Below are 17,500 nucleotides of genomic sequence, written 5' to 3' on the forward strand. Positions count from 1 at the left end.
CACCAAAAACCTCTTCACATGCTTCAACTACAACCTACTACAACTCAACACCATCCAAAAAAACAACCCCACCTAGCGAACGCTAACCAAAAAAACAAGAAAAACGTGCAAAATAACGAAAAAAATAAGGTTAAAAACCCAGAAAAACAACCAAAAAATAAAAAAAATAAAAAAATACCAAACCAAAAATAAAAAAACAAAGTAAAAAGAAAATCTCACTGATTTCTTTTATTAAATAATGATTTTCTTTATAAAATTTTGAATATGAGAAAGTTGATTATTGCCCCGGCCCGATTAATGGAAAAAAGAATAGATTAAAATCTAATATAAACATTGCAGATGTTATTCCACATTGATCCCTTTTTCTGCCTTTAATTTATCCAATTTGGCCTTTGCTTTGCGGAAATTGCTCAGATAATTATCTTCATAAGTAATTGGGGTGAGTTCCAATCCTAATTGGCTTTGTTCTTCAATCCATTCTTCGTTGAATACCGGTACCTCTAACTTTATGGGTTCTTCTGTGGGGTTTACCACAATTACGTTCCGGTAAGGGAAATCTGTTTCCACGATATAACCCCCCAGACTCATTATATGCAGGGGTCTGATTACAATTTTCATTTGATCACCATGACTCGGTTGGTATTATAATAATTATTCATCATATTTCATTTTCCATTACCATATAATGCATTTACATGATTTGGTCATTTACTAGATTTCACGACTTAAAGGAAGGCAGCGACTATGGCCAACACTCCTATTATGGAAACACCTGCTACGGTTGGGTAAAACTGTTTGTAGGTGAATATTGGGGAGAATGCACTCATCACCGCCATTAACATTGGGAAGATGAGAGCTACTATCAGAGTGATGATGTAACTGGGGTTCAGGATGTTGGGTGCTATTCCCAAAAATAGAGTTGCAAATAGGGTGGCCAGTGTGAACATGAGAAATCCTCGGGTCATGTAGACATAGGCCCGGTATTTTGCTGCGTATTCCAGGTAAGGTCCTTCCACAACATCGGGTTTTCCTTTCAGTATGGAGAAGGGATATTCGTTGAGGAGGATCATGTATCCTATGAAAAATACAATTGCTCCCAGTGCTCCGGCCACTGTGAAGAGTATGGGTCCGTGGGTCTGCTGGTAGGCAATGATATCTGAAAGGTAGATGCTTCCTGCCATGGCCACTGACACGAACAGGGCAATGTAGACTGGGATGGATCCGAAGGCTATGAGTCGGAAAGCCCTGAGACTGCTCAGCTCTTCAAAAAATGATCTGGGTGTTTCAGGATGTGCAGCGCCTTTAGCCAGATCCGGGAATGGCATGCGTACTGAAAGTACTGATCTGGACAGACTGCCCATGAACATGTACATTATTTCCTCAACTTTCAGTAATCCTACGATGGCTATTATACTGGCCAGTGCTCCTAAAAAGTACATTTCAGGGATGAGGAATAACAACAGGAAAACAATTATTATCAGGCTTATTAAGGGAAGGGCATTGTACAATCTGGGCATTGGGGATTCTGGTGTGATGGTTTGTTTAAAGAAAAATTTGATAGGAGCCATTATCCCTGGACTGGTTATGGGTGGGCCTACTCTCTGCTGGATCCTGGCGTGTATGAATTTCCTTTCAATACCAGGTAAGAATAGGCTTACTATGAAAGACACTGCCAGGGTGCCTATTACTGCTATTAGGGAATATATAAGGTCCATGGTTTATTCTCCTCATATCTTAATAATCTGAATTGCCCGGTCTGTGCAGGTGAAACAGGGATCACATTGAACTATACAAAGCTGGGCATCGGTTATATGATGACCAATAGCTGAGTACTGCATGGCTCCAATGTTGGCCATGGATGGTGTTCGGATGACACAGTTTCTCACCCTGCCATCTTCCAGGGCGTAGGAATGGTAAAGGGTTCCTCTGGGGGCTTCAACGTAACTATTGGTTATTGGTACATCTTTCATTTCCCAGCTCCTGTTGGTTATTGGTCCCTCTGGAAGGTCATGAATTGCTTGGCGGATGATTTTGATGGCTTCAAAATTCTCAAAAACTCTCATCAGGAGTTGAGACTTCACATCACCATCATCCTGGGTGATGACATCAAATTCAAATGGATCATATTCAAACATTTCTGTCCTGAGGTCTGATTTAACCCCGGTAGCTCTTAGAGTGGGTCCGGAACAAGCAAGTTTGAGAGCGTCCTCAGCACTGGTTACTCCCACTCCTGTGATTCTGCTCATGACCATGGGGTCAGAGACGAAACGATCTGCAAAGGCAGTGAGTTTCTCCTCAATCAGATCCATTCCTTCGGTGAGTTTTAGGATTCGCGTCTGGTCAAGTTCACAGCGTGGTCTAACTCCTCCCAACACTGCCGAACCGTATTGTACCCGGTTACCACCTATCATTCCCAAGAGGTCCATAACTGTCTCTCTTATGTAGAAAAGACGCATGGAAAAAGTTTCATGGCCCAGTACTTCGCATCCGTGGGCCAAGTAGAGTAAGTGACTGTGTAATCTTTCTAATTCTCCCATTATAACCCTGATATACATTGCCCGTTCTGGGATTTCTATTCCAAGGGCTATTTCTGCCACCCTGCAGGAGTTCCAGATGTGTATGTTGGAACAGATTCCGCAGATCTTCTCGGTTAGGCTGTTGGCCTTTTCTACAGGCAGGCCTTCCATGATCCTTTCCACTCCTCTGTGGTTTACTCCCACAGTCATCTCCGCATCGCGGACGATTTCATCTTCCACAAAAAGTCTTAACCGGTATGGTTCAAGGGCTCCAGGGTGAACAGTTCCCATGGGAACTTCTGCCTCGATGACCGTCCGGTTTTCTTTCTTATCGTCCATTATGTTACACCTTCATGAGTTTTATGAATTATTCTACCTTTTTTGATAATTTTTATTAATTTTATTTAATCATGATTTGATATCAGGTTATCTTTCAGTCAGCATTCAATAACAGTGGTAAAGCCGACACTAACCCTGCCACTATATCCTGTGGACGTACTGCGCATCCAGGAACCTTGGCATCCACTGGTATGATTTTGTCAACTGGTCCTGCGATTTCTTCAGATGGTATATCACCATGGCAGTTCTTGTAAACTCCTCCCATCAGGGCACATGCTCCTGCAGCAACCACTGCTTTTGGTTCGGGTATGGCTTTGTATATTTCACGTAGCGGCTGTTCATTGTGTTTGGTTACTGGTCCTGTAACCACCAGAACATCTGCTTCCCTAGGGTTCCAGGTTAAAAAGACTTTGTACTGTTCTGCATCAAATTTTGGGGAGAGTATGCAGTTAACTATTTCTATGTCGCAGCCATTGCATCCTCCTGTGTACACTAACATCACGTGTACAGCTCGACCCCGGGAATATGATTTTAGGCTCATATGATTCCTCTTAAAGATTTTTGTATTGTTTATATTATAATTGAATAGGTTAAGTTCGAGTTTTTCCAATTTTTTTATTCTTTTCGTTTTCGTATAATGGTGTTATCAGCCAGAAACTGGGATATGAATGCTATTTTATCCTCAGATATCTTCACTGGTTTTTCTAATAATTGGGACACATCTGATTTTACTTCACCAACATCGTTGGGATGTATGGTTCCTGCTTCTCCAAAAAGAGCGTATAATGGGCAGAAATCGTGGCAATAATAACAATGGACACATTTTTCACTGTTAAGAACTGGTAACTGAGTTTTAACCAATCCTTCCATAAGTTCAACTGGTTCGTCCAGATCTACCATTTCTATGGCTCCAGTAGGGCAGGCATTGCTGCATCCTCCGCATCCAATACATGAAACTTCGGCAACTTTTTCTGTGGGTTTTACACGGCCTTCTAGGATCATGTTCCTGACTTCCATGTCAGTTACCCTGTCACTGGCGAATATGATTCTTTTTAGGTTGGTGTAGGCCCCTTCCAGGAATATCAAGAGTAAATTTGTCATTGTTCCACCTCGAATTCCCTTTCAAATAGTATGGCCCTGGCAGGGCAGGAATTACTGCAAGCACCACAGTAGATGCATTTGGATTCATCCACCACTATTTTTCCATTTTCATCTTCTTTGATGGCTTCTTCAGGACATATCTTTGTGCAGAGTTTGCAGTTCATGCACAGTTTATCCTGGATGAAAGTGAACCCTTCTTTTATGGATTTTTTTCGCATGGTGGTGGTTGGAATGGCATCAACTGGACAGTGAATTGCACATTTCTCGCACAGGACACATTTTTCCGTGTCAACTTCAATACTGCCTCTTTTGAGGGTTATGGCATCTTTTGGACATACTTCTGCACATATTCCACAGGATATGCAGTCTTCACTGACTGATCCATCCCAGGTTACATGTTTGAAGCTGCGTGCTTCGTTAACATCACATGCCTTAACACACTTACCACAGGAAACACAGAATCCTTTAATTTTCCTCTCAGGATCTTCCGATGGTCGTAAAGTTCCCACTGGACAGGCATCAATGCATTCCATGGTTTCACAATCCTCGCAGAGTGTGGGATCATAGCGTAGGTGTCCGTCCACCATCTTTAGGGCTCCTTTTTCACATGCATCGGCACATAAGCCACAGTTCAGGCAGGAAACTATTTTTCCTTCCAATTCTTCTTGAGGTTCCAGTTTGTTGATCTTCACCTGGAAATCATCCACATAGATGGCCTGGTTGGGACATTCTTTCAGGCATTTAAGACATAATGTACATTTTTCAGGGTCTATGGTGCAGTTTTCTATGGCTCCTACTGGACATACATCCTCACAGACTCTGCATTCTGTGCATTTACCTGGTGGTTCTACATCCACCATTATGGCTTCTGTGGGGCAGTAGTATTCACACCGCCGGCAGAGGGTGCATTTATCTGTGTCAGTAACCAGACTGGTTCGTTCTGCTACTAGTTCCTCTTTCCGGATACGTGTGGGTGGTTGTACTGTGAGGTTTAATGATTCCAGGAATTTCAGTTGTCTGTCTTCAATAACATCGTAAGCATCCACCCTGGCATTTTCAGGGCAAGCCTGGACACAGATGCCACATCTGGAACAGATTCCCTTAACTACCCCCTCTTCTATGGTGATGCTGTTAACAGGACAGGTGAGTTCGCAGACACCACAGGCATTACATTTAGCCCGATCAACCACATATCCTCCGTATTTGTTACGGTAGATGGCTTTGTTGGGACAGGCTTCCATGCAAGCACCACAGGTTATGCAACTGAATGCCTTGCCATCAACAAGGCGGATTGCTCCTGTAGGGCATTCCTTGATGCATTCACCAATGCCTTGGCATTTGTTGGTTGTTAGAAACATAAATTTACCTTCCAAGTTGATTTTGAGTTATTGATAGTTATTAGACGTTCTCCCGTTTTTGTGATTTTTAAATGGTTTAATTTTAAAGTGAAGTGATAAATTCAAATCAATTGTGCCTGTTATTTTTATTCCTCCGTTTTTTGAGGAGTGTTACTTCTTCCAAATATTAATTTACCCAGTATAACACCCACAGCAGCAGCTACAAAACCACTGGCAAATGGAGTGTCCTTATAATAAGGGAATGGGCCCAGTGCATAGGCCACGATAAAAGCAACTATGATGAATAATATGTAAACTGAAGCATCAAATTTCAGTCCACTTTCTGGAACATCCCTTATACGGGTTCCCAGGATGAATCCCAGTATTAATCCCAGGGCAAGGGGGCCAATATATATTATCATCTATTCAACCTCCCCTTCATCAAGTTCTTCAGACTCCTCTGATTCTCCTGATTCTTCTTCATATTCTTTGAAGCCCATGAATGCTATTACTACTGCGCTTAAACCCACCATAACTTTAAGGCCCACTGCAAAGTTGAGGTAAGGTATTATTCCTGCGTGTGTAGGGTCCGGGTAGTCAAATAGGTTCTGTATGGTTGCCGGGACTATGTGGTATATGTCCACTCCCAGGTTGTAGAGGTAGAATCCTGAAAAGGCCAGACCAGCAATTCCAAGTAATACAAAGATTAAAGCTCCCAAACTTTCAACAGCTGCAAGGAAATCGTGTGAAAGGTGGAATGGGCTGTCTTTAAGTCCGTATATGATCAGGCAGAAGATCAATGCTGCGGCTATCATGGCACCGCCCTGGAATCCTCCTCCCGGGGTGATATGTCCTCCTAAAATGGTGAGCACTCCTAAACACAGGATAACCATAGCTGCAGGGAATACAAATATTTTCAGTATTGTACTCATGTTATTTACCTCCCAGCTGGACTTTACCACGCCCAAAGACCAGTAAAACCGTTATGACTGCTGTTACCAGTATGAGGGCTTCGCCTAGTGTATCGTAACCTCTCCAGTCGAACACAACTACTGTTACCATGTTAGGGGCTATTTTAGGACCCACGTAGTTGTACAGGTAGCTTATACCAGGATATATGATTTGTTTAAATTGATATGTGGATTGGAATATGGCAACCGCAAATGTAAACAGGGAAAATCCCATTATAAGTTTTCTTATTCCTTCAGACATTTAAATTCCCCCAGTAGAATAGGGTGATTACTATTGCCAGGGCAAGTATGACATAGAACATCATAGCTGCCAGTGAATCGTTCTGTTCTTTCTTAAGGCGTGGCATGATGGGCACGGCCACCATGGACGCAAATAAAACCACCAGAACTGCCACGATCATTAGTATATTACTCACCAATCTGAGCATGACCAGTGCCACCAGGATGGATGCGATAAGTGTTATTTCTGCTGTGAGCATGGAAGTAGTGGATATGTTGGTTATTGGTGCTTCATCATCTGTTCCCTGGATATCTTTTATCTTTTTCACTATTATGTCGTAGAGGTTCATACTACACCTCCTAGGCTAGTTGCCAGTGGTTGCAGGTAGCTGGTCACCATTTGTGGGAAGAGTCCGAAGACAATACACACTACCAGAAAAACCAGCATAGCAATTATGGTGGCTTTTGGTATGTTTTCATTCTTTATTTCCAGATCTGCCGGTTTTTGACGTAGGAAAACTGCGTGGAATGCTTTCATGAAGGTCATGAAGGTCACTATACTCAGGAGTATCATTATCACCCCTAACTCTGGAAGACCGGCAGTGATGGATGCTTGGATGAGCATGAGCTTGCTCTGAAATGCGTTAAGTGGTGGAACACCAGCCATGGCGAATCCTGCCAGTAGGACCAGTAGGGCTAACAGAGGGTTTCTGACCAGCATACCCCCCAGTTTACGAGTGTCACTGATTCCAGTCTGGTAAAGTACAGTGCCGAATCCTATAAATAAAAATGCGGTGATTACTGCTTCGTTAACTGCCTGGAAGAGTCCTGCAGTTATTCCAGATACAGTGCCAAGTCCAAGGCCTATACCTATGTATCCCAGTTCTCCTACAGCCAGGAATCCTATCATCCGCCGAAGGTCTGTCTGGAGAATGGCCATGGTGATACCTAATATCATGGCCAGGAGTGATACTCCCAGTATCACCCATTGGGAGAATGGTAGGTATGAAAAGATTCTGAGGATTATAATTCCTAAAGCTATGAATGTGAAGACTGAAAAGGCCTGGATTAATGCTGCTCCACTGGGTAGGGCTTTGCTGTAAATTGCTGATTTGATGGTGTGGAATGGTGGGAGTCCCGAACCATATAACCATCCGAATACTATTAATCCACATGCCATTAAGAGCACTGGACTTTGTGGATTGACCAGTCCATTTTTAAGTGAATAAATGATGTCAGTAATGTTAACGTTTCCTGTAACTCCCAGTAAGAGTGCAACACCCAACAAAAGCATCGGTGCAGCTATGCCTCCCAGTATCATGTATTTCAGGGCAGTTTCATAGTTGCCCTTGATGTTGGATACCAGGACTATCCCCACTGTTGCCAGGGCTGCTATTTCAAAGAAGACATACAAATTGAATATATCATCGGTTAAAAGAACTGCAGTTACTGCTGCTATTCCCATGAACATCATGTAGCCATAGACTCCAGATGGTCGGCGGGTTTCAAAGAGTGAGGTGAATATTGCCAGTAACCCCACCAGGCCCAGGATGAACACGAATATTTTCTGTGCACTCTGGAAAGAGTAGGTTATTGCCGGGTGAAATGTGTTAAGGGCGGTTCCTGTGATGAGTGATGGGAGATCTGTGCCCAAAGTTGGATTATCTATGAGAGGAGCATAACCACCAAAGTAGTGCAATCCATAATTGGCCAGAATAGGTAATGCAGGCAGTATCAGTGCCAAAATAATGGTTATGATCTTAATTGTCCTGTCCCTTTTATGTAGTATGTTTAGAAACAGAGCACATATTATGGGAACAACAACCATTAATGGTATCAGTGCGTTCATAACTTACCCCCATTATTCTGGTAATCATCTGGGTAATCTGCATCATTGATTTGGTTAAAATTGTAAAGTAACATTTGATTATTCCCCCAGAATCTCGGATGCCTTTAGGGATCCGCGTTTTTTGTATAGGATTATTATTATTCCTAACATTACTGCCATGGTACTGGCACCGATAACAATGCTGGTTAAGACCATTGCAAATGGAAGGGGGTAGGACGCGTTTTGTGAGAACCAGTCGGCTGCCATCCCTGGCAGATAAATGTAGACGATCCCTCCTGCCTTATAACCCATGGAGATTAAAAACAGGTTAACTCCGTCTCCAATGAAAGCCAACCCTATGACTTTTTTTATTAGATTATCCAGGAATGCTGCTGCAAATATTCCAATAATAATCAATGCTGCTGCTGTGAATAATGACGCGATTTGTGTGTCAATGATCATCTTATTCCTCCATCCTGCGAGTTTTGTAAACTGCTAGTGCAAAGAACACCGGGATGATGGCTGCTCCCACAATGGCCTGGGTAAGTGCCACATCAGGGGCCAGGAGATATTGATATAGAATGGCAATGGAAGCTCCGGTGATGCCGGTTAGTATAGCTGATTTCAGCAGATCCCTCTGCATTAAAGCTAGAACTGCTCCTAAAATTGCGGTTAGCATGAATAAATATTCAATCATGTTTATCCTCTCCGTAATAATGGGCATTTGCTATAGCATGGGCTGCGAATGGCGTTAATATGAAATAAACTCCAGCCAGTAATGGTTCTCCTAGTACTAACAATGAAATCATGCAAACAACATCTAAAATGCCTAAAATATGTATACGGGCATATAAAACCCTTTCCATGTCGTCTTTATATCTTATAATTCCAATAGCTGCCAGAATAACAAAAACTGCTGATATCAAGAGTATGGCTGATTTTATTATAGTAATTATATCATCCACTGTTATACCCCCTTAAAACTCGGGCAAAGGCAATGGTTCCCACCATATCCATAATTAACAATGCTAAAGCTATATCACGACAATAAGCAATACCGTAAAGGTTTTGCAACAGGATAAGGAACGTGGCCACGGCAATGGTGAATCCAGATAGTCCCACCAGCCCCATAGCTATTGTCTTGCGGGTGACAATTCGAATGGTGGCCACGGCAAATATGGCCAGTGCCGCCATTAAAACATATTCCGAGAATACAAACAGGTTCATTCTAACATCCCTTTTATGTATGGTTCAAATGGTATGACTTCATCATTGGAACGTGGAGTGATTGTGGCAACCCTTAAAACCTGTTTTTCCGAGTCAAGGTCTATGGAAAGGGTGCCAGGAGTGAGGGTTATGCTGTTGGCAAGAATAGTCTGGGAAACTGGTCTTTTAAGGACGGTAGGAATTTCCACCACCACTGGATCCACCTTGCCATTTACTGTTCTAATTGCAACGTCAACAGTGGCCTTGAGTATTTCCCATATTAATACAATGAAATAGGCAATTCCGTAGAATATTCTGGTTATAAACATGGTAAATTAGCCCCTTAATCTTTAATATTGATATATCATCAACAGTGAACATGGCTAGATGATAACAACCCTATTATCTCTTTCATTTGTATCAGGGGATTCATCTTGACCATATCATAATATGATAAATTACAATTCATCATTATAAAACATGATATATAAAGATAACTAAATATTTTTTTCTATACAAATCCTATATAAATAAATCAAATTCCGTCAAAAATCAGTCCATTTGATATATTCTTAGAAAATAGTATGATTACCGGTGTTATCAAAACTTTGGAAGTATAATTGATAATATAATGCCCTTTTTAAAAATCAACTTGTCCAGTATTTTATATAAAGTTCAAGATATTCGATGCAAAAGCTGATCTAAGGGGAAATAGAGATTGGTTTCCGGGAAAAAATTGAAGATCACTACAAAAATCGCCCACAATGTTAAAAGAAATAAACCAGCGATTTTTCCATATTTATGCTTCCATAATGGGTTAAAAAGTTTAACACCAGATCCTGAGAAGAGATCGAGAATTAAATGACTTAAAGAACCAACAAATAACGCTGTATAAATGTATAAAAAGTTAAAATTAGTTTCAGGACTTAAAAATATCCCCAATGAAACAAGTAAAACATATAAAATCAGCAATCCCCTGTTGAGGATCATGACCCCCATAATAATAGATGTCAAGTATATTGCAATACGATAATCTATTTTGAAAGTTAATAGTAGTGCCTGGAAGCTCAAAGCAAAGACCGCAAGACAAAAACCGGTTAAACATACTCCTGGGATTGAGTGAATGAATCCTCGGTGTTGGGCTAAAAAGAAGAAAAATGCAATGCTAATAAGCAATATTCCTGGAAATGGAGTGATGTTTAAAAACTGCAATATAACTGCCAAAACTCCTCCACACAGGGCCATTATAAGCAGGTTTCTGTAACGGAAACTGGTATCCAGATCCACTACTGAAGCACCGATAACAGCCAAAGATAAATAATAAACATCTGGAAAGAACGGGAAAACCATTATAAGTGCAAATAAGATATGTTTTTTATAAGAAGACATGTTATCAGTTTATAATATGATCATCCATCTACTATTCCAATGTAAATTTGACTAAACCTTAATAAGTTCAAGATTGCCTAAATAACCTAAATAATTAATCTAAATAAGTTTAAAATAATCCAGGAATGATTTCATCTGAATAAACGACCTTTCAACACTTCCTGAATCCACTCTACCATTTCTTGAAACTACTTCACAAGTCACTGCTGGGATTCCGTTGATGTTTAGCTCATCCTCCAATGCACCACCATACAGGGCACCTGCCTTTTCCTGTGATAGGATCTTGGAAGAAGTTTGACTGGTTATGTGTTTGGCTATATTGAAACTTTCATAACATGGCTTTTTAGAACAAAAAACGCTTTCAATTCCAGGATTACTTTGGGGTTGGGTGGAGTGGAAATCCGCTGCCGCTTCAATTTGTAGCTTTTTGGCAGTTTTTAAAATTGTATTGGAAATATATCCGTCTTTGAATGTTTTCCTGTTCATATCAAATCCCTGAAATCTCCGTGAATTTTCCATGGTGGCGTGAGGGATGGCAATAGGCACCATGAACACAGTTCCATTAAGAGTTTTACCTTCAAGATAATTTAAAAGTTTGAAAAAAGCCAATTGAGGGGGTAATTCATTTCCATGTATACCTGCACATAGCAAAATGCGTGGAGACCCTGATCCCATCTTTAAAAGAGGAGTTCCTCCTTTTGCCTTCTCAATTATCTTATTACCTGTGTTTTCAGGAATTAAATCTTCCATCAAATCTTGATTTAGAGCAATATCACCCCCAGTATCCTGAGAGATGATTAAAATCTCATCTTGCATGCCTTCACCATTATTCTGAGCATTAATTTCTTATGCATCCTTTTAGTAATTATTGATCAATTAAACTTCGTATTCATCAGTTGAACCTGCCGGAATTATCAATATGATTGGTTTAATCAAGTATATAACCTAATTATGTAATATATATAAATATTATTGTTTTTTTCTTGGCATATCTTGTTATTATGCTTTGTAACCCACTGGATATATGTATAAAGGAGTTTCGTTGGATGGTAACTTAAAAAGGTTTATCATCTGATCATCGTAGAAAGAACCTATAGCCACCGTTCCCAGACCATGAGAAACTGCTTCTAAATATATGTTCTCCCCAATATGCCCTGCTTCCATGTCCACGAATCTTGTGCTGATGTTTCCTTCAGGATATTTTTCTTCCATCTTCTGATAATTACCAGTTATCATCAGACTAATAGGAGCCTCATAAACCCATGCTTGTTGGTGTGCAGCCTGAGAAAGATTGTATCTCTGATCCTCATCCACTATTTTTTCCAGAGTATTGTTAAAGGGATTGTAATGGTATATTCCTGCTTCAAGTCCCTGAACACTACCATTACCCGCAACCAGATAGACTTCCATTGGGAAAACATGCCCTGCAGAGGGAGTGGCTCTGAAATTTCTCTCTGAATCCGTTATTCCCTGAGCAGCCCATAAAAGTTGTGAAACATCTTGTAAGGTAAGGGAAGTTTCACTGAAACTTCGAACTGAACGCCTGTTTTGAATAGCCTGATCCACAGACATGTTACTTGAAATTTCTGCCTGAGGAAGATCAACTGTTGATAAAATCTCCCTGGATTGGTATTCAACCTCAACTGGCTGCATGAAAACTGAATAAATAATATATGCTGCTAAAAAGATGGAAAGCAGGATTATTGCTAGCAAAACAACTTTACTCTTTGGTTGCATCATATTACGCCCTTATGATCCTAATAATTTCCATGAACTATGAAATCAATCCATGACATTAACCTAAATGATCAAGTATAATTCCCTTTTAAAAAACTTTAATAGACCATTAAATATATTAAATTAATCCATATTTGAAGAAATTTCCTGGAATTATCGGATGCTGAAATAATATAATTGAAGAATTTAATGAAGACTTCCCCTTGAAAAAATCATTCATGATTATTATGACTTACCACCTGATAACCATATCCATCCCATTAATACTGGCTTATTGTGCCAGTTACATCCTTTACCGTAAGAATCATATAAAAAGATCTCTTCACATCCGTTTATGGAACATATTGATTCTGATTACATTTTTAGTATCTGCAGGTGCTGGTTTAGCGCTGCTAAGTCTCGTTGAATATGGTATAGCACTTCCCATTAGTCAAAATCTCTTATACTGGCATGTAGAATTCGGAATAGCCATTTTCTGGATCGCAATATTCCACATGCATTCCTACTGGAAATACCCACAGAAACAGGACTCCAATGAATCATCCAGTGAAAATGAAGCAAATAACAAAAAGAGTGCTGGTAATGAAGGGAGGAAGGTAGATTGAAAAAAATATACGTAGTCCTTTTAATTATCCTTTTGACCCCAGTTGCAGTTTATGCTTGGAATGATTGTCCTTATGGCCTCTTAAATGACCCTTTCCCAGGCCAATGCACACGTTATACAGATACTGACCATGATGGTATCTGTGATCACTCCCAATCCCCCACTTCAGCATCAACCAATAGTACTCAAAATCTAAACAACATCACCAATGAAAATAATAATTCTAATAGTTCTTCTGATATTCAAAAAGTAAATTCTGTTCCCAGTGAAAATTATTATCTAATTCCAGTGTCTGTTTCTAGCATTATCATCTATCTGGTCACTTATTTACTTTATTTGGAGAACATGTTGAAGAGAAAAATTTTCTATAAAATATGGAACTACGTACTCATTGCTAGTTTCATTCTGACCGGATTAACCGGCTTAATCATGATAATAATTGTTAACTATGGCATAGGTTCTTCCTGGAATTTAACCATTGATTTCTGGCACGCAGAATTTGCAATTATAATGGCGGTTAGCACCATATTTCATTTCCATCTATACTGGAAACAGCTAAAAAAGGTATTCACCGGTTGAAAATATATCATTATTAGAAAAAATACATGAAAATTGTTTAGAAAGAGTTCAGGGGTTTTTAAATTAATTACAATATCTGTAAAGTTTTTTATACACTGAGCATCATAAGTTTATCAGTATTTATTTTCACTCTAAATAACACCAAAGAAGGAAGAAGACTGAAGGAGAGATATGAAAATGGAAAAAGTGGTTCTGGCGTTCAGCGGTGGGTTGGACACCTCAGTATGCATAAAATTACTTGAAGAAAAGTATGATAAAAAGGTTATAACTGCTTGTGTCGATGTTGGGCAGCCTGAAGATGAAATAACCCGGCCTTCTAAATTAGCATCCAAAATGGGTCTTGAACATTACACTATAGATGCTAAAGACGAGTTCGCACGTGAATTCATCTTTAGAGCAATTAAAGCCAACGCTGTATATGAGGGTTATCCTTTGAGCACCGCACTTGCAAGGCCACTCATAGCTATTAAAATAGTTGAACTGGCTGAAAAGGTTGGTGCAACTTCTATAGCCCATGGTTGTACTGGTAAAGGTAATGATCAGTTCCGTTTTGAGTCAATAATCAGGTCTTACTCAGATAGTGATGTTATCGCTCCCATCAGAGATCTGAACCTTACCAGAACTGAAGAAGTTAGTTATGCAGAGTCCCAGGGTATTCCCCTTCCCTCTGACAAGCTTTACAGTATTGATGAGAACCTGTGGGGTCGCTCCATTGAAGGAGACATTCTGGAGGATCCTATGACAGAAACCCCTGAAGAGGCCTTCAGCTGGACTAGATCCACTGAAAATGCTCCTGATAAAGCCGAAATCGTTGAAATATCCTTTGAGGAGGGAGTACCTACGGAAATCAATGGGGAACTTATGGGTCCCCTGGAAATCATCCAGGAATGTAATGATATTGCAGGTATGCACGGAATTGGCCGGGTTGACATTATGGAGGATCGTATTATCGGGCTTAAATCCAGGGAAAACTACGAAACTCCAGGGGCTTTTCTTTTAATTGCAGCCCACCGAGCCCTGGAACAACTGGTTTTAACCAGGGAAGAATTGAAATTCTCCGAAACCGCGTCACAAACCTATTCAGAACTTGTTTACAATGGATTATGGCATGAACCCCTCCGAGAAGATCTTGACCAGCTTATTGACAGCATGCAGAGCCGTGTTTCCGGAACGGTACGTCTGAAACTCCACAAAGGCAGTCTCCGCATCCTGGGAAGAAAATCACCTTTCAGCCTGTATCAGGAAGAAGCTGTTTCCTTTGAAGATAAAGAAATGGACCAAAGAGAAATGACAGGTATGGTTAAAAACTATGGGATCCAGGCCGCCTGTTACCAGGATATCTGTCGTAGGAAATAACAGAACAATATTTTACTAAAATTATTAAGTCACAGGACAAATGCAGGTTGACAGGAGCATAGTATGGAAATCCTGACCATGGTGGTCATCGGAAGCATACTGCTGGTTTTAGCAGTGGTGGGAATTGGATTACTGGTAAAACTTGGAAAAATTGCCCTCAGCATCCTGGTACACATGATACTGGGATGGATGCTCCTTTTTATCTGGAACATACTCCCCTTTTTCAAGATCCCCATCAACATTTTAACTGTGTTGGTGGCGGGTTTTGGAGGAATAATCGGAGTGTTTGTGCTTATTATGGCTAAAGCACTGGGTTTTTATTAGATAAGGGAAAGTTGATTTTTAATAATTGTGTATAACTTATTTTTCCACAATCTCTACTTTTTTAGATAAAGACAAACTATTTCATGTAAAATAAAGCATAGTTTTATAATAACTGTAGGTAACATGATTACCACCGTTAAGGGGTTGAAACTATGTCCATTAGAGATCGGAGGGAAAGGGAAAAAGAACAAAGGCGGAACGATATTATCAATGCCGCTGAAAAATTATTCTTTGCCAAAGGATATGATGATGTTTCTATGAACGATATTGCCACTGAAGTGGAATTGAGCAAAGCAACCCTTTATCTCTACTTTGATAATAAGGAAGAACTTTTTTTTGCCATTGTTCTGAGGGGTACTTTAATTTTAAATTCAACCATAAAAGAAGAAATTGAGAAAGCTAAATCTGGACTTGAAAAAGTTTTTGCCTTCAGAAAAGCATATTATGATTTTACAAAGAATTATCGAGACTATATACGAATGTACAAGTATTTTCAGTCCGGCAGATTCAATATAAAGAAAATAATTGATAAGGAATATATTAAAGGGACCATCTGCCAGATTAAGGGAGATTCTAGTGTTCCTAAAAATTTCCAGGACGAAAATGTTGCCAACCAATATCTAAAAGAAATAATGGAACTACGGTCAGAACGGTTCACTGTTATGTGTAACTCCATTCAAATTGGTATCGATGATGGAACCATTCGTTCTGATGTGGACCCAGTTGAAGCAGCTGTTTTACTTTCATCTATTGCTAAAAGAATGTCAGATATTCCTCCAGATCATGAGAAAATTCTGGAAAGCAGAGGAATCGATCATGACAAGTTTGTGATAGATGTTGAAGACTTAATACGCCATATGATAATGAATTACACTAAAAAATAGATAATTATCTTATTTTATTATTCAAATTTTTTGAGCTGTTATTAATTTTTATCCAATTTTAAATGTTTTAAACTGCTTTTTGAGCATTTATACATTTACAAATTCAAAAATGAGAGTTTATTTATTAAAAGTCCATCACTTAAAGGACCCACTTAAAAACCTTTTGCAAACTAATTAAACCGAAACTATTATAAGTGTTCTACTACTGGTTACTAACTAACCAATAGTCATTAAATATTTATAGGTTATTTTATCACTTTAAGTAATAATATCACGTTAGGTTATATATTCACCACCGGTCTGGATAGTGAAGAATGAAAAATATCCAGATCTCAATCACTAATCACGTTCCCCCCTACAGATTCGAAGAGAGACCTTTGCCAGTCTCTTCTTCAACCCCCCTAAAAAATTAAAGAGGTGTAAACATTATGCCAACCTATGAAGACAGAATAGACCTATATGGCGCAGATGGAAAGCTTTTAGAGAGCAATGTTCCTCTAGAAGCAGTAAGTCCCATGTTAAACCCCACAATAGAAAATATTGTGCAAGAAGTCAAGCGGTCCGTTGCAGTTAACTTATCCGGAATTGAAAAATCTCTGGAAAAAGCAGCTTACGGCGGCAAATCTAATTTTATTCCAGGTAGAGAATTAAAACTACCTATTGTAGAAAACGTTGACGTTATTGCCGGAAAAATTGAAAAAATGATTCGTGTTGATGATGAAGACGACTTCAACCTCAAACTCATCAACAAAGGAAACCAACTTCTAGTACAGCTACCATCCCAGCGACTGAAAATGGCTGGAGACTACACAGTTTCCACCATGGTTACTGGATCAGCAGTGGTTCAGGCCATTATCGACACTTTCAATGTGGACAAGTTCGATGCATCAGCTATAAAAACAGCTGTTCTCGGCCAATACCCACAAACCGTTGATTTTTCAGGCGCTAATGTCAGTGCTTTACTGGGCCCACCACAGATGCTGGAAGGTATGGGATACGGTCTGCGAAACATAATGGCCAACCACGTGGTAGCCATCACCAAGAAAAACACATTAAACGCAGTAGCACTATCATCACTCCTAGAACAAACAGCTAACTTTGAAATGGGTG

General features: G+C 39.8%; 26 protein-coding genes (1 of these 26 cut by a window edge). 7 read left to right on the forward strand and 19 right to left on the reverse strand.

Annotation, left to right across the window (positions count from 1 at the left end):
* The coding region (locus tag J2743_RS08900; protein ID WP_209626365.1) for a hypothetical protein at positions 1-192 on the forward strand (192 nt) is incomplete at its 5' end.
* Between the two features lie 150 nt (positions 193-342).
* On the opposite strand, the gene ehbP is transcribed toward J2743_RS08900, so the two are convergent.
* The 19 genes from ehbP to J2743_RS08995 form a co-directional block, all read right to left on the reverse strand.
* Entirely contained in the window at positions 343-618 is a 276-nt protein-coding gene (gene ehbP, locus J2743_RS08905; protein WP_209626367.1) for an energy-converting hydrogenase B subunit EhbP, read from the reverse strand.
* Between the two features lie 107 nt (positions 619-725).
* Positions 726-1,715: a respiratory chain complex I subunit 1 family protein gene (locus J2743_RS08910; protein WP_209626369.1), complete on the reverse strand. Its 990-nt coding sequence runs from the start codon at positions 1,713-1,715 to the stop codon at positions 726-728.
* 12 nt (positions 1,716-1,727) lie between these two features.
* Positions 1,728-2,855, reverse strand: a complete 1,128-nt coding sequence (locus J2743_RS08915; protein ID WP_209626372.1) for a hydrogenase large subunit — start codon at positions 2,853-2,855, stop codon at positions 1,728-1,730.
* A gap of 94 nt (positions 2,856-2,949) precedes the next feature.
* A complete protein-coding gene (locus J2743_RS08920) occupies positions 2,950-3,396 on the reverse strand; it encodes an NADH-quinone oxidoreductase subunit B family protein (protein WP_209626374.1) in 447 nt (148 codons plus the stop codon).
* 74 nt (positions 3,397-3,470) lie between these two features.
* Positions 3,471-3,956: a 4Fe-4S binding protein gene (locus tag J2743_RS08925; RefSeq protein ID WP_209626376.1), complete on the reverse strand. Its 486-nt coding sequence runs from the start codon at positions 3,954-3,956 to the stop codon at positions 3,471-3,473.
* On the reverse strand, positions 3,953-5,314 hold the full coding sequence (locus tag J2743_RS08930; protein ID WP_209626378.1) for a 4Fe-4S binding protein: 1,362 nt from the start codon (positions 5,312-5,314) through the stop codon (positions 3,953-3,955). Before J2743_RS08930 ends, J2743_RS08925 begins: the two co-directional genes overlap by 4 nt.
* 125 nt (positions 5,315-5,439) lie before the next feature.
* Entirely contained in the window at positions 5,440-5,715 is a 276-nt protein-coding gene (locus J2743_RS08935; protein ID WP_209626380.1) for an energy-converting hydrogenase B subunit J, read from the reverse strand.
* Positions 5,716-6,225 (reverse strand): MnhB domain-containing protein, encoded by a 510-nt coding sequence (locus tag J2743_RS08940; protein WP_209626382.1) that lies wholly within the window; start codon positions 6,223-6,225, stop codon positions 5,716-5,718.
* Position 6,226: 1 nt separating this feature from the next.
* Entirely contained in the window at positions 6,227-6,505 is a 279-nt protein-coding gene (locus J2743_RS08945; protein ID WP_209626384.1) for a Na(+)/H(+) antiporter subunit B, read from the reverse strand.
* The gene (locus tag J2743_RS08950; protein ID WP_209626386.1) at positions 6,498-6,833 is read right to left on the reverse strand and encodes an energy-converting hydrogenase B subunit G, EhbG; all 336 of its coding nucleotides are present in this window, start codon (positions 6,831-6,833) and stop codon (positions 6,498-6,500) included. Before J2743_RS08950 ends, J2743_RS08945 begins: the two co-directional genes overlap by 8 nt.
* Positions 6,830-8,332: an energy conserving hydrogenase EhbF gene (gene ehbF, locus J2743_RS08955; RefSeq protein ID WP_209626388.1), complete on the reverse strand. Its 1,503-nt coding sequence runs from the start codon at positions 8,330-8,332 to the stop codon at positions 6,830-6,832. The genes J2743_RS08950 and ehbF overlap by 4 nt, the downstream gene beginning before the upstream one ends.
* 78 nt (positions 8,333-8,410) lie before the next feature.
* Positions 8,411-8,773 carry a cation:proton antiporter subunit C gene (locus tag J2743_RS08960; RefSeq protein WP_209626390.1) on the reverse strand — a complete coding sequence of 121 codons (363 nt, stop codon included), beginning with the start codon at positions 8,771-8,773 and terminating at the stop codon, positions 8,411-8,413.
* Between the two features lies 1 nt (position 8,774).
* Positions 8,775-9,008 (reverse strand): DUF4040 domain-containing protein, encoded by a 234-nt coding sequence (locus J2743_RS08965; RefSeq protein ID WP_209626393.1) that lies wholly within the window; start codon positions 9,006-9,008, stop codon positions 8,775-8,777.
* The gene (locus tag J2743_RS08970; RefSeq protein WP_209626394.1) at positions 9,001-9,276 is read right to left on the reverse strand and encodes a monovalent cation/H(+) antiporter subunit G; all 276 of its coding nucleotides are present in this window, start codon (positions 9,274-9,276) and stop codon (positions 9,001-9,003) included. The genes J2743_RS08965 and J2743_RS08970 overlap by 8 nt, the downstream gene beginning before the upstream one ends.
* Entirely contained in the window at positions 9,269-9,538 is a 270-nt protein-coding gene (locus J2743_RS08975) for a monovalent cation/H+ antiporter complex subunit F (RefSeq protein ID WP_209626396.1), read from the reverse strand. Before J2743_RS08975 ends, J2743_RS08970 begins: the two co-directional genes overlap by 8 nt.
* Positions 9,535-9,846 (reverse strand): monovalent cation/H+ antiporter subunit E, encoded by a 312-nt coding sequence (locus J2743_RS08980; protein WP_209626398.1) that lies wholly within the window; start codon positions 9,844-9,846, stop codon positions 9,535-9,537. The genes J2743_RS08975 and J2743_RS08980 overlap by 4 nt, the downstream gene beginning before the upstream one ends.
* A gap of 346 nt (positions 9,847-10,192) precedes the next feature.
* On the reverse strand, positions 10,193-10,906 hold the full coding sequence (locus tag J2743_RS08985; RefSeq protein ID WP_209626400.1) for a metal-dependent hydrolase: 714 nt from the start codon (positions 10,904-10,906) through the stop codon (positions 10,193-10,195).
* Between the two features lie 99 nt (positions 10,907-11,005).
* The gene (locus J2743_RS08990; protein WP_209626402.1) at positions 11,006-11,722 is read right to left on the reverse strand and encodes a M14 family metallopeptidase; all 717 of its coding nucleotides are present in this window, start codon (positions 11,720-11,722) and stop codon (positions 11,006-11,008) included.
* 183 nt (positions 11,723-11,905) lie between these two features.
* Entirely contained in the window at positions 11,906-12,646 is a 741-nt protein-coding gene (locus tag J2743_RS08995) for a SagB/ThcOx family dehydrogenase (protein WP_245248205.1), read from the reverse strand.
* A gap of 224 nt (positions 12,647-12,870) precedes the next feature.
* Between J2743_RS08995 and J2743_RS09000 the strand changes: the two genes are divergently transcribed.
* From J2743_RS09000 to mcrB, 6 genes are all read left to right on the forward strand, one after another.
* Positions 12,871-13,248, forward strand: coding sequence for a hypothetical protein (locus J2743_RS09000; protein WP_209626404.1), 378 nt, complete (start codon positions 12,871-12,873; stop codon positions 13,246-13,248).
* On the forward strand, positions 13,245-13,826 hold the full coding sequence (locus J2743_RS09005) for a hypothetical protein (protein WP_209626406.1): 582 nt from the start codon (positions 13,245-13,247) through the stop codon (positions 13,824-13,826). Before J2743_RS09000 ends, J2743_RS09005 begins: the two co-directional genes overlap by 4 nt.
* A 177-nt stretch (positions 13,827-14,003) precedes the next feature.
* A complete protein-coding gene (locus tag J2743_RS09010) occupies positions 14,004-15,182 on the forward strand; it encodes an argininosuccinate synthase (RefSeq protein WP_209626612.1) in 1,179 nt (392 codons plus the stop codon).
* Positions 15,183-15,245: 63 nt separating this feature from the next.
* The gene (locus J2743_RS09015) at positions 15,246-15,506 is read left to right on the forward strand and encodes a pro-sigmaK processing inhibitor BofA family protein (protein ID WP_209626408.1); all 261 of its coding nucleotides are present in this window, start codon (positions 15,246-15,248) and stop codon (positions 15,504-15,506) included.
* A 152-nt stretch (positions 15,507-15,658) separates the two neighbouring features.
* Positions 15,659-16,390 (forward strand): TetR/AcrR family transcriptional regulator, encoded by a 732-nt coding sequence (locus J2743_RS09020; RefSeq protein ID WP_209626410.1) that lies wholly within the window; start codon positions 15,659-15,661, stop codon positions 16,388-16,390.
* 428 nt (positions 16,391-16,818) lie between these two features.
* A protein-coding gene (gene mcrB, locus J2743_RS09025) for a coenzyme-B sulfoethylthiotransferase subunit beta (RefSeq protein WP_209626413.1) crosses the window boundary here: on the forward strand, positions 16,819-17,500 show its 5' portion. It continues 650 nt past the right edge of the window; the window shows 682 of its 1,332 coding nt (coding positions 1-682); its start codon is at positions 16,819-16,821; its stop codon lies off the right edge, out of view.

Origin of the sequence: Methanobacterium petrolearium, assembly GCF_017873625.1 — an archaeon.
GTDB classification, from domain to species: domain Archaea; phylum Methanobacteriota; class Methanobacteria; order Methanobacteriales; family Methanobacteriaceae; genus Methanobacterium; species Methanobacterium petrolearium.

Excerpts from the sequence above, each read along its gene's own strand:
- ehbP (WP_209626367.1), bottom strand. The coding sequence starts at position 618 with ATGAAAATTGTAATCAGACCCCTGCATATAATGAGTCTGGGGGGTTAT.
- J2743_RS08910 (WP_209626369.1), bottom strand. The coding sequence starts at position 1,715 with ATGGACCTTATATATTCCCTAATAGCAGTAATAGGCACCCTGGCAGTG.
- J2743_RS08915 (WP_209626372.1), bottom strand. The coding sequence starts at position 2,855 with ATGGACGATAAGAAAGAAAACCGGACGGTCATCGAGGCAGAAGTTCCC.
- J2743_RS08920 (WP_209626374.1), bottom strand. The coding sequence starts at position 3,396 with ATGAGCCTAAAATCATATTCCCGGGGTCGAGCTGTACACGTGATGTTA.
- J2743_RS08925 (WP_209626376.1), bottom strand. The coding sequence starts at position 3,956 with ATGACAAATTTACTCTTGATATTCCTGGAAGGGGCCTACACCAACCTA.
- J2743_RS08930 (WP_209626378.1), bottom strand. The coding sequence starts at position 5,314 with ATGTTTCTAACAACCAACAAATGCCAAGGCATTGGTGAATGCATCAAG.
- J2743_RS08935 (WP_209626380.1), bottom strand. The coding sequence starts at position 5,715 with ATGATAATATATATTGGCCCCCTTGCCCTGGGATTAATACTGGGATTC.
- J2743_RS08940 (WP_209626382.1), bottom strand. The coding sequence starts at position 6,225 with ATGAGTACAATACTGAAAATATTTGTATTCCCTGCAGCTATGGTTATC.
- J2743_RS08945 (WP_209626384.1), bottom strand. The coding sequence starts at position 6,505 with ATGTCTGAAGGAATAAGAAAACTTATAATGGGATTTTCCCTGTTTACA.
- J2743_RS08950 (WP_209626386.1), bottom strand. The coding sequence starts at position 6,833 with ATGAACCTCTACGACATAATAGTGAAAAAGATAAAAGATATCCAGGGA.
- ehbF (WP_209626388.1), bottom strand. The coding sequence starts at position 8,332 with ATGAACGCACTGATACCATTAATGGTTGTTGTTCCCATAATATGTGCT.
- J2743_RS08960 (WP_209626390.1), bottom strand. The coding sequence starts at position 8,773 with ATGATCATTGACACACAAATCGCGTCATTATTCACAGCAGCAGCATTG.
- J2743_RS08965 (WP_209626393.1), bottom strand. The coding sequence starts at position 9,008 with ATGATTGAATATTTATTCATGCTAACCGCAATTTTAGGAGCAGTTCTA.
- J2743_RS08975 (WP_209626396.1), bottom strand. The coding sequence starts at position 9,538 with ATGAACCTGTTTGTATTCTCGGAATATGTTTTAATGGCGGCACTGGCC.
- J2743_RS08980 (WP_209626398.1), bottom strand. The coding sequence starts at position 9,846 with ATGTTTATAACCAGAATATTCTACGGAATTGCCTATTTCATTGTATTA.
- J2743_RS08985 (WP_209626400.1), bottom strand. The coding sequence starts at position 10,906 with ATGTCTTCTTATAAAAAACATATCTTATTTGCACTTATAATGGTTTTC.
- J2743_RS08990 (WP_209626402.1), bottom strand. The coding sequence starts at position 11,722 with ATGCAAGATGAGATTTTAATCATCTCTCAGGATACTGGGGGTGATATT.
- J2743_RS08995 (WP_245248205.1), bottom strand. The coding sequence starts at position 12,646 with ATGATGCAACCAAAGAGTAAAGTTGTTTTGCTAGCAATAATCCTGCTT.
- J2743_RS09000 (WP_209626404.1), top strand. The coding sequence starts at position 12,871 with ATGACTTACCACCTGATAACCATATCCATCCCATTAATACTGGCTTAT.
- J2743_RS09010 (WP_209626612.1), top strand. The coding sequence starts at position 14,004 with ATGGAAAAAGTGGTTCTGGCGTTCAGCGGTGGGTTGGACACCTCAGTA.
- J2743_RS09015 (WP_209626408.1), top strand. The coding sequence starts at position 15,246 with ATGGAAATCCTGACCATGGTGGTCATCGGAAGCATACTGCTGGTTTTA.
- J2743_RS09020 (WP_209626410.1), top strand. The coding sequence starts at position 15,659 with ATGTCCATTAGAGATCGGAGGGAAAGGGAAAAAGAACAAAGGCGGAAC.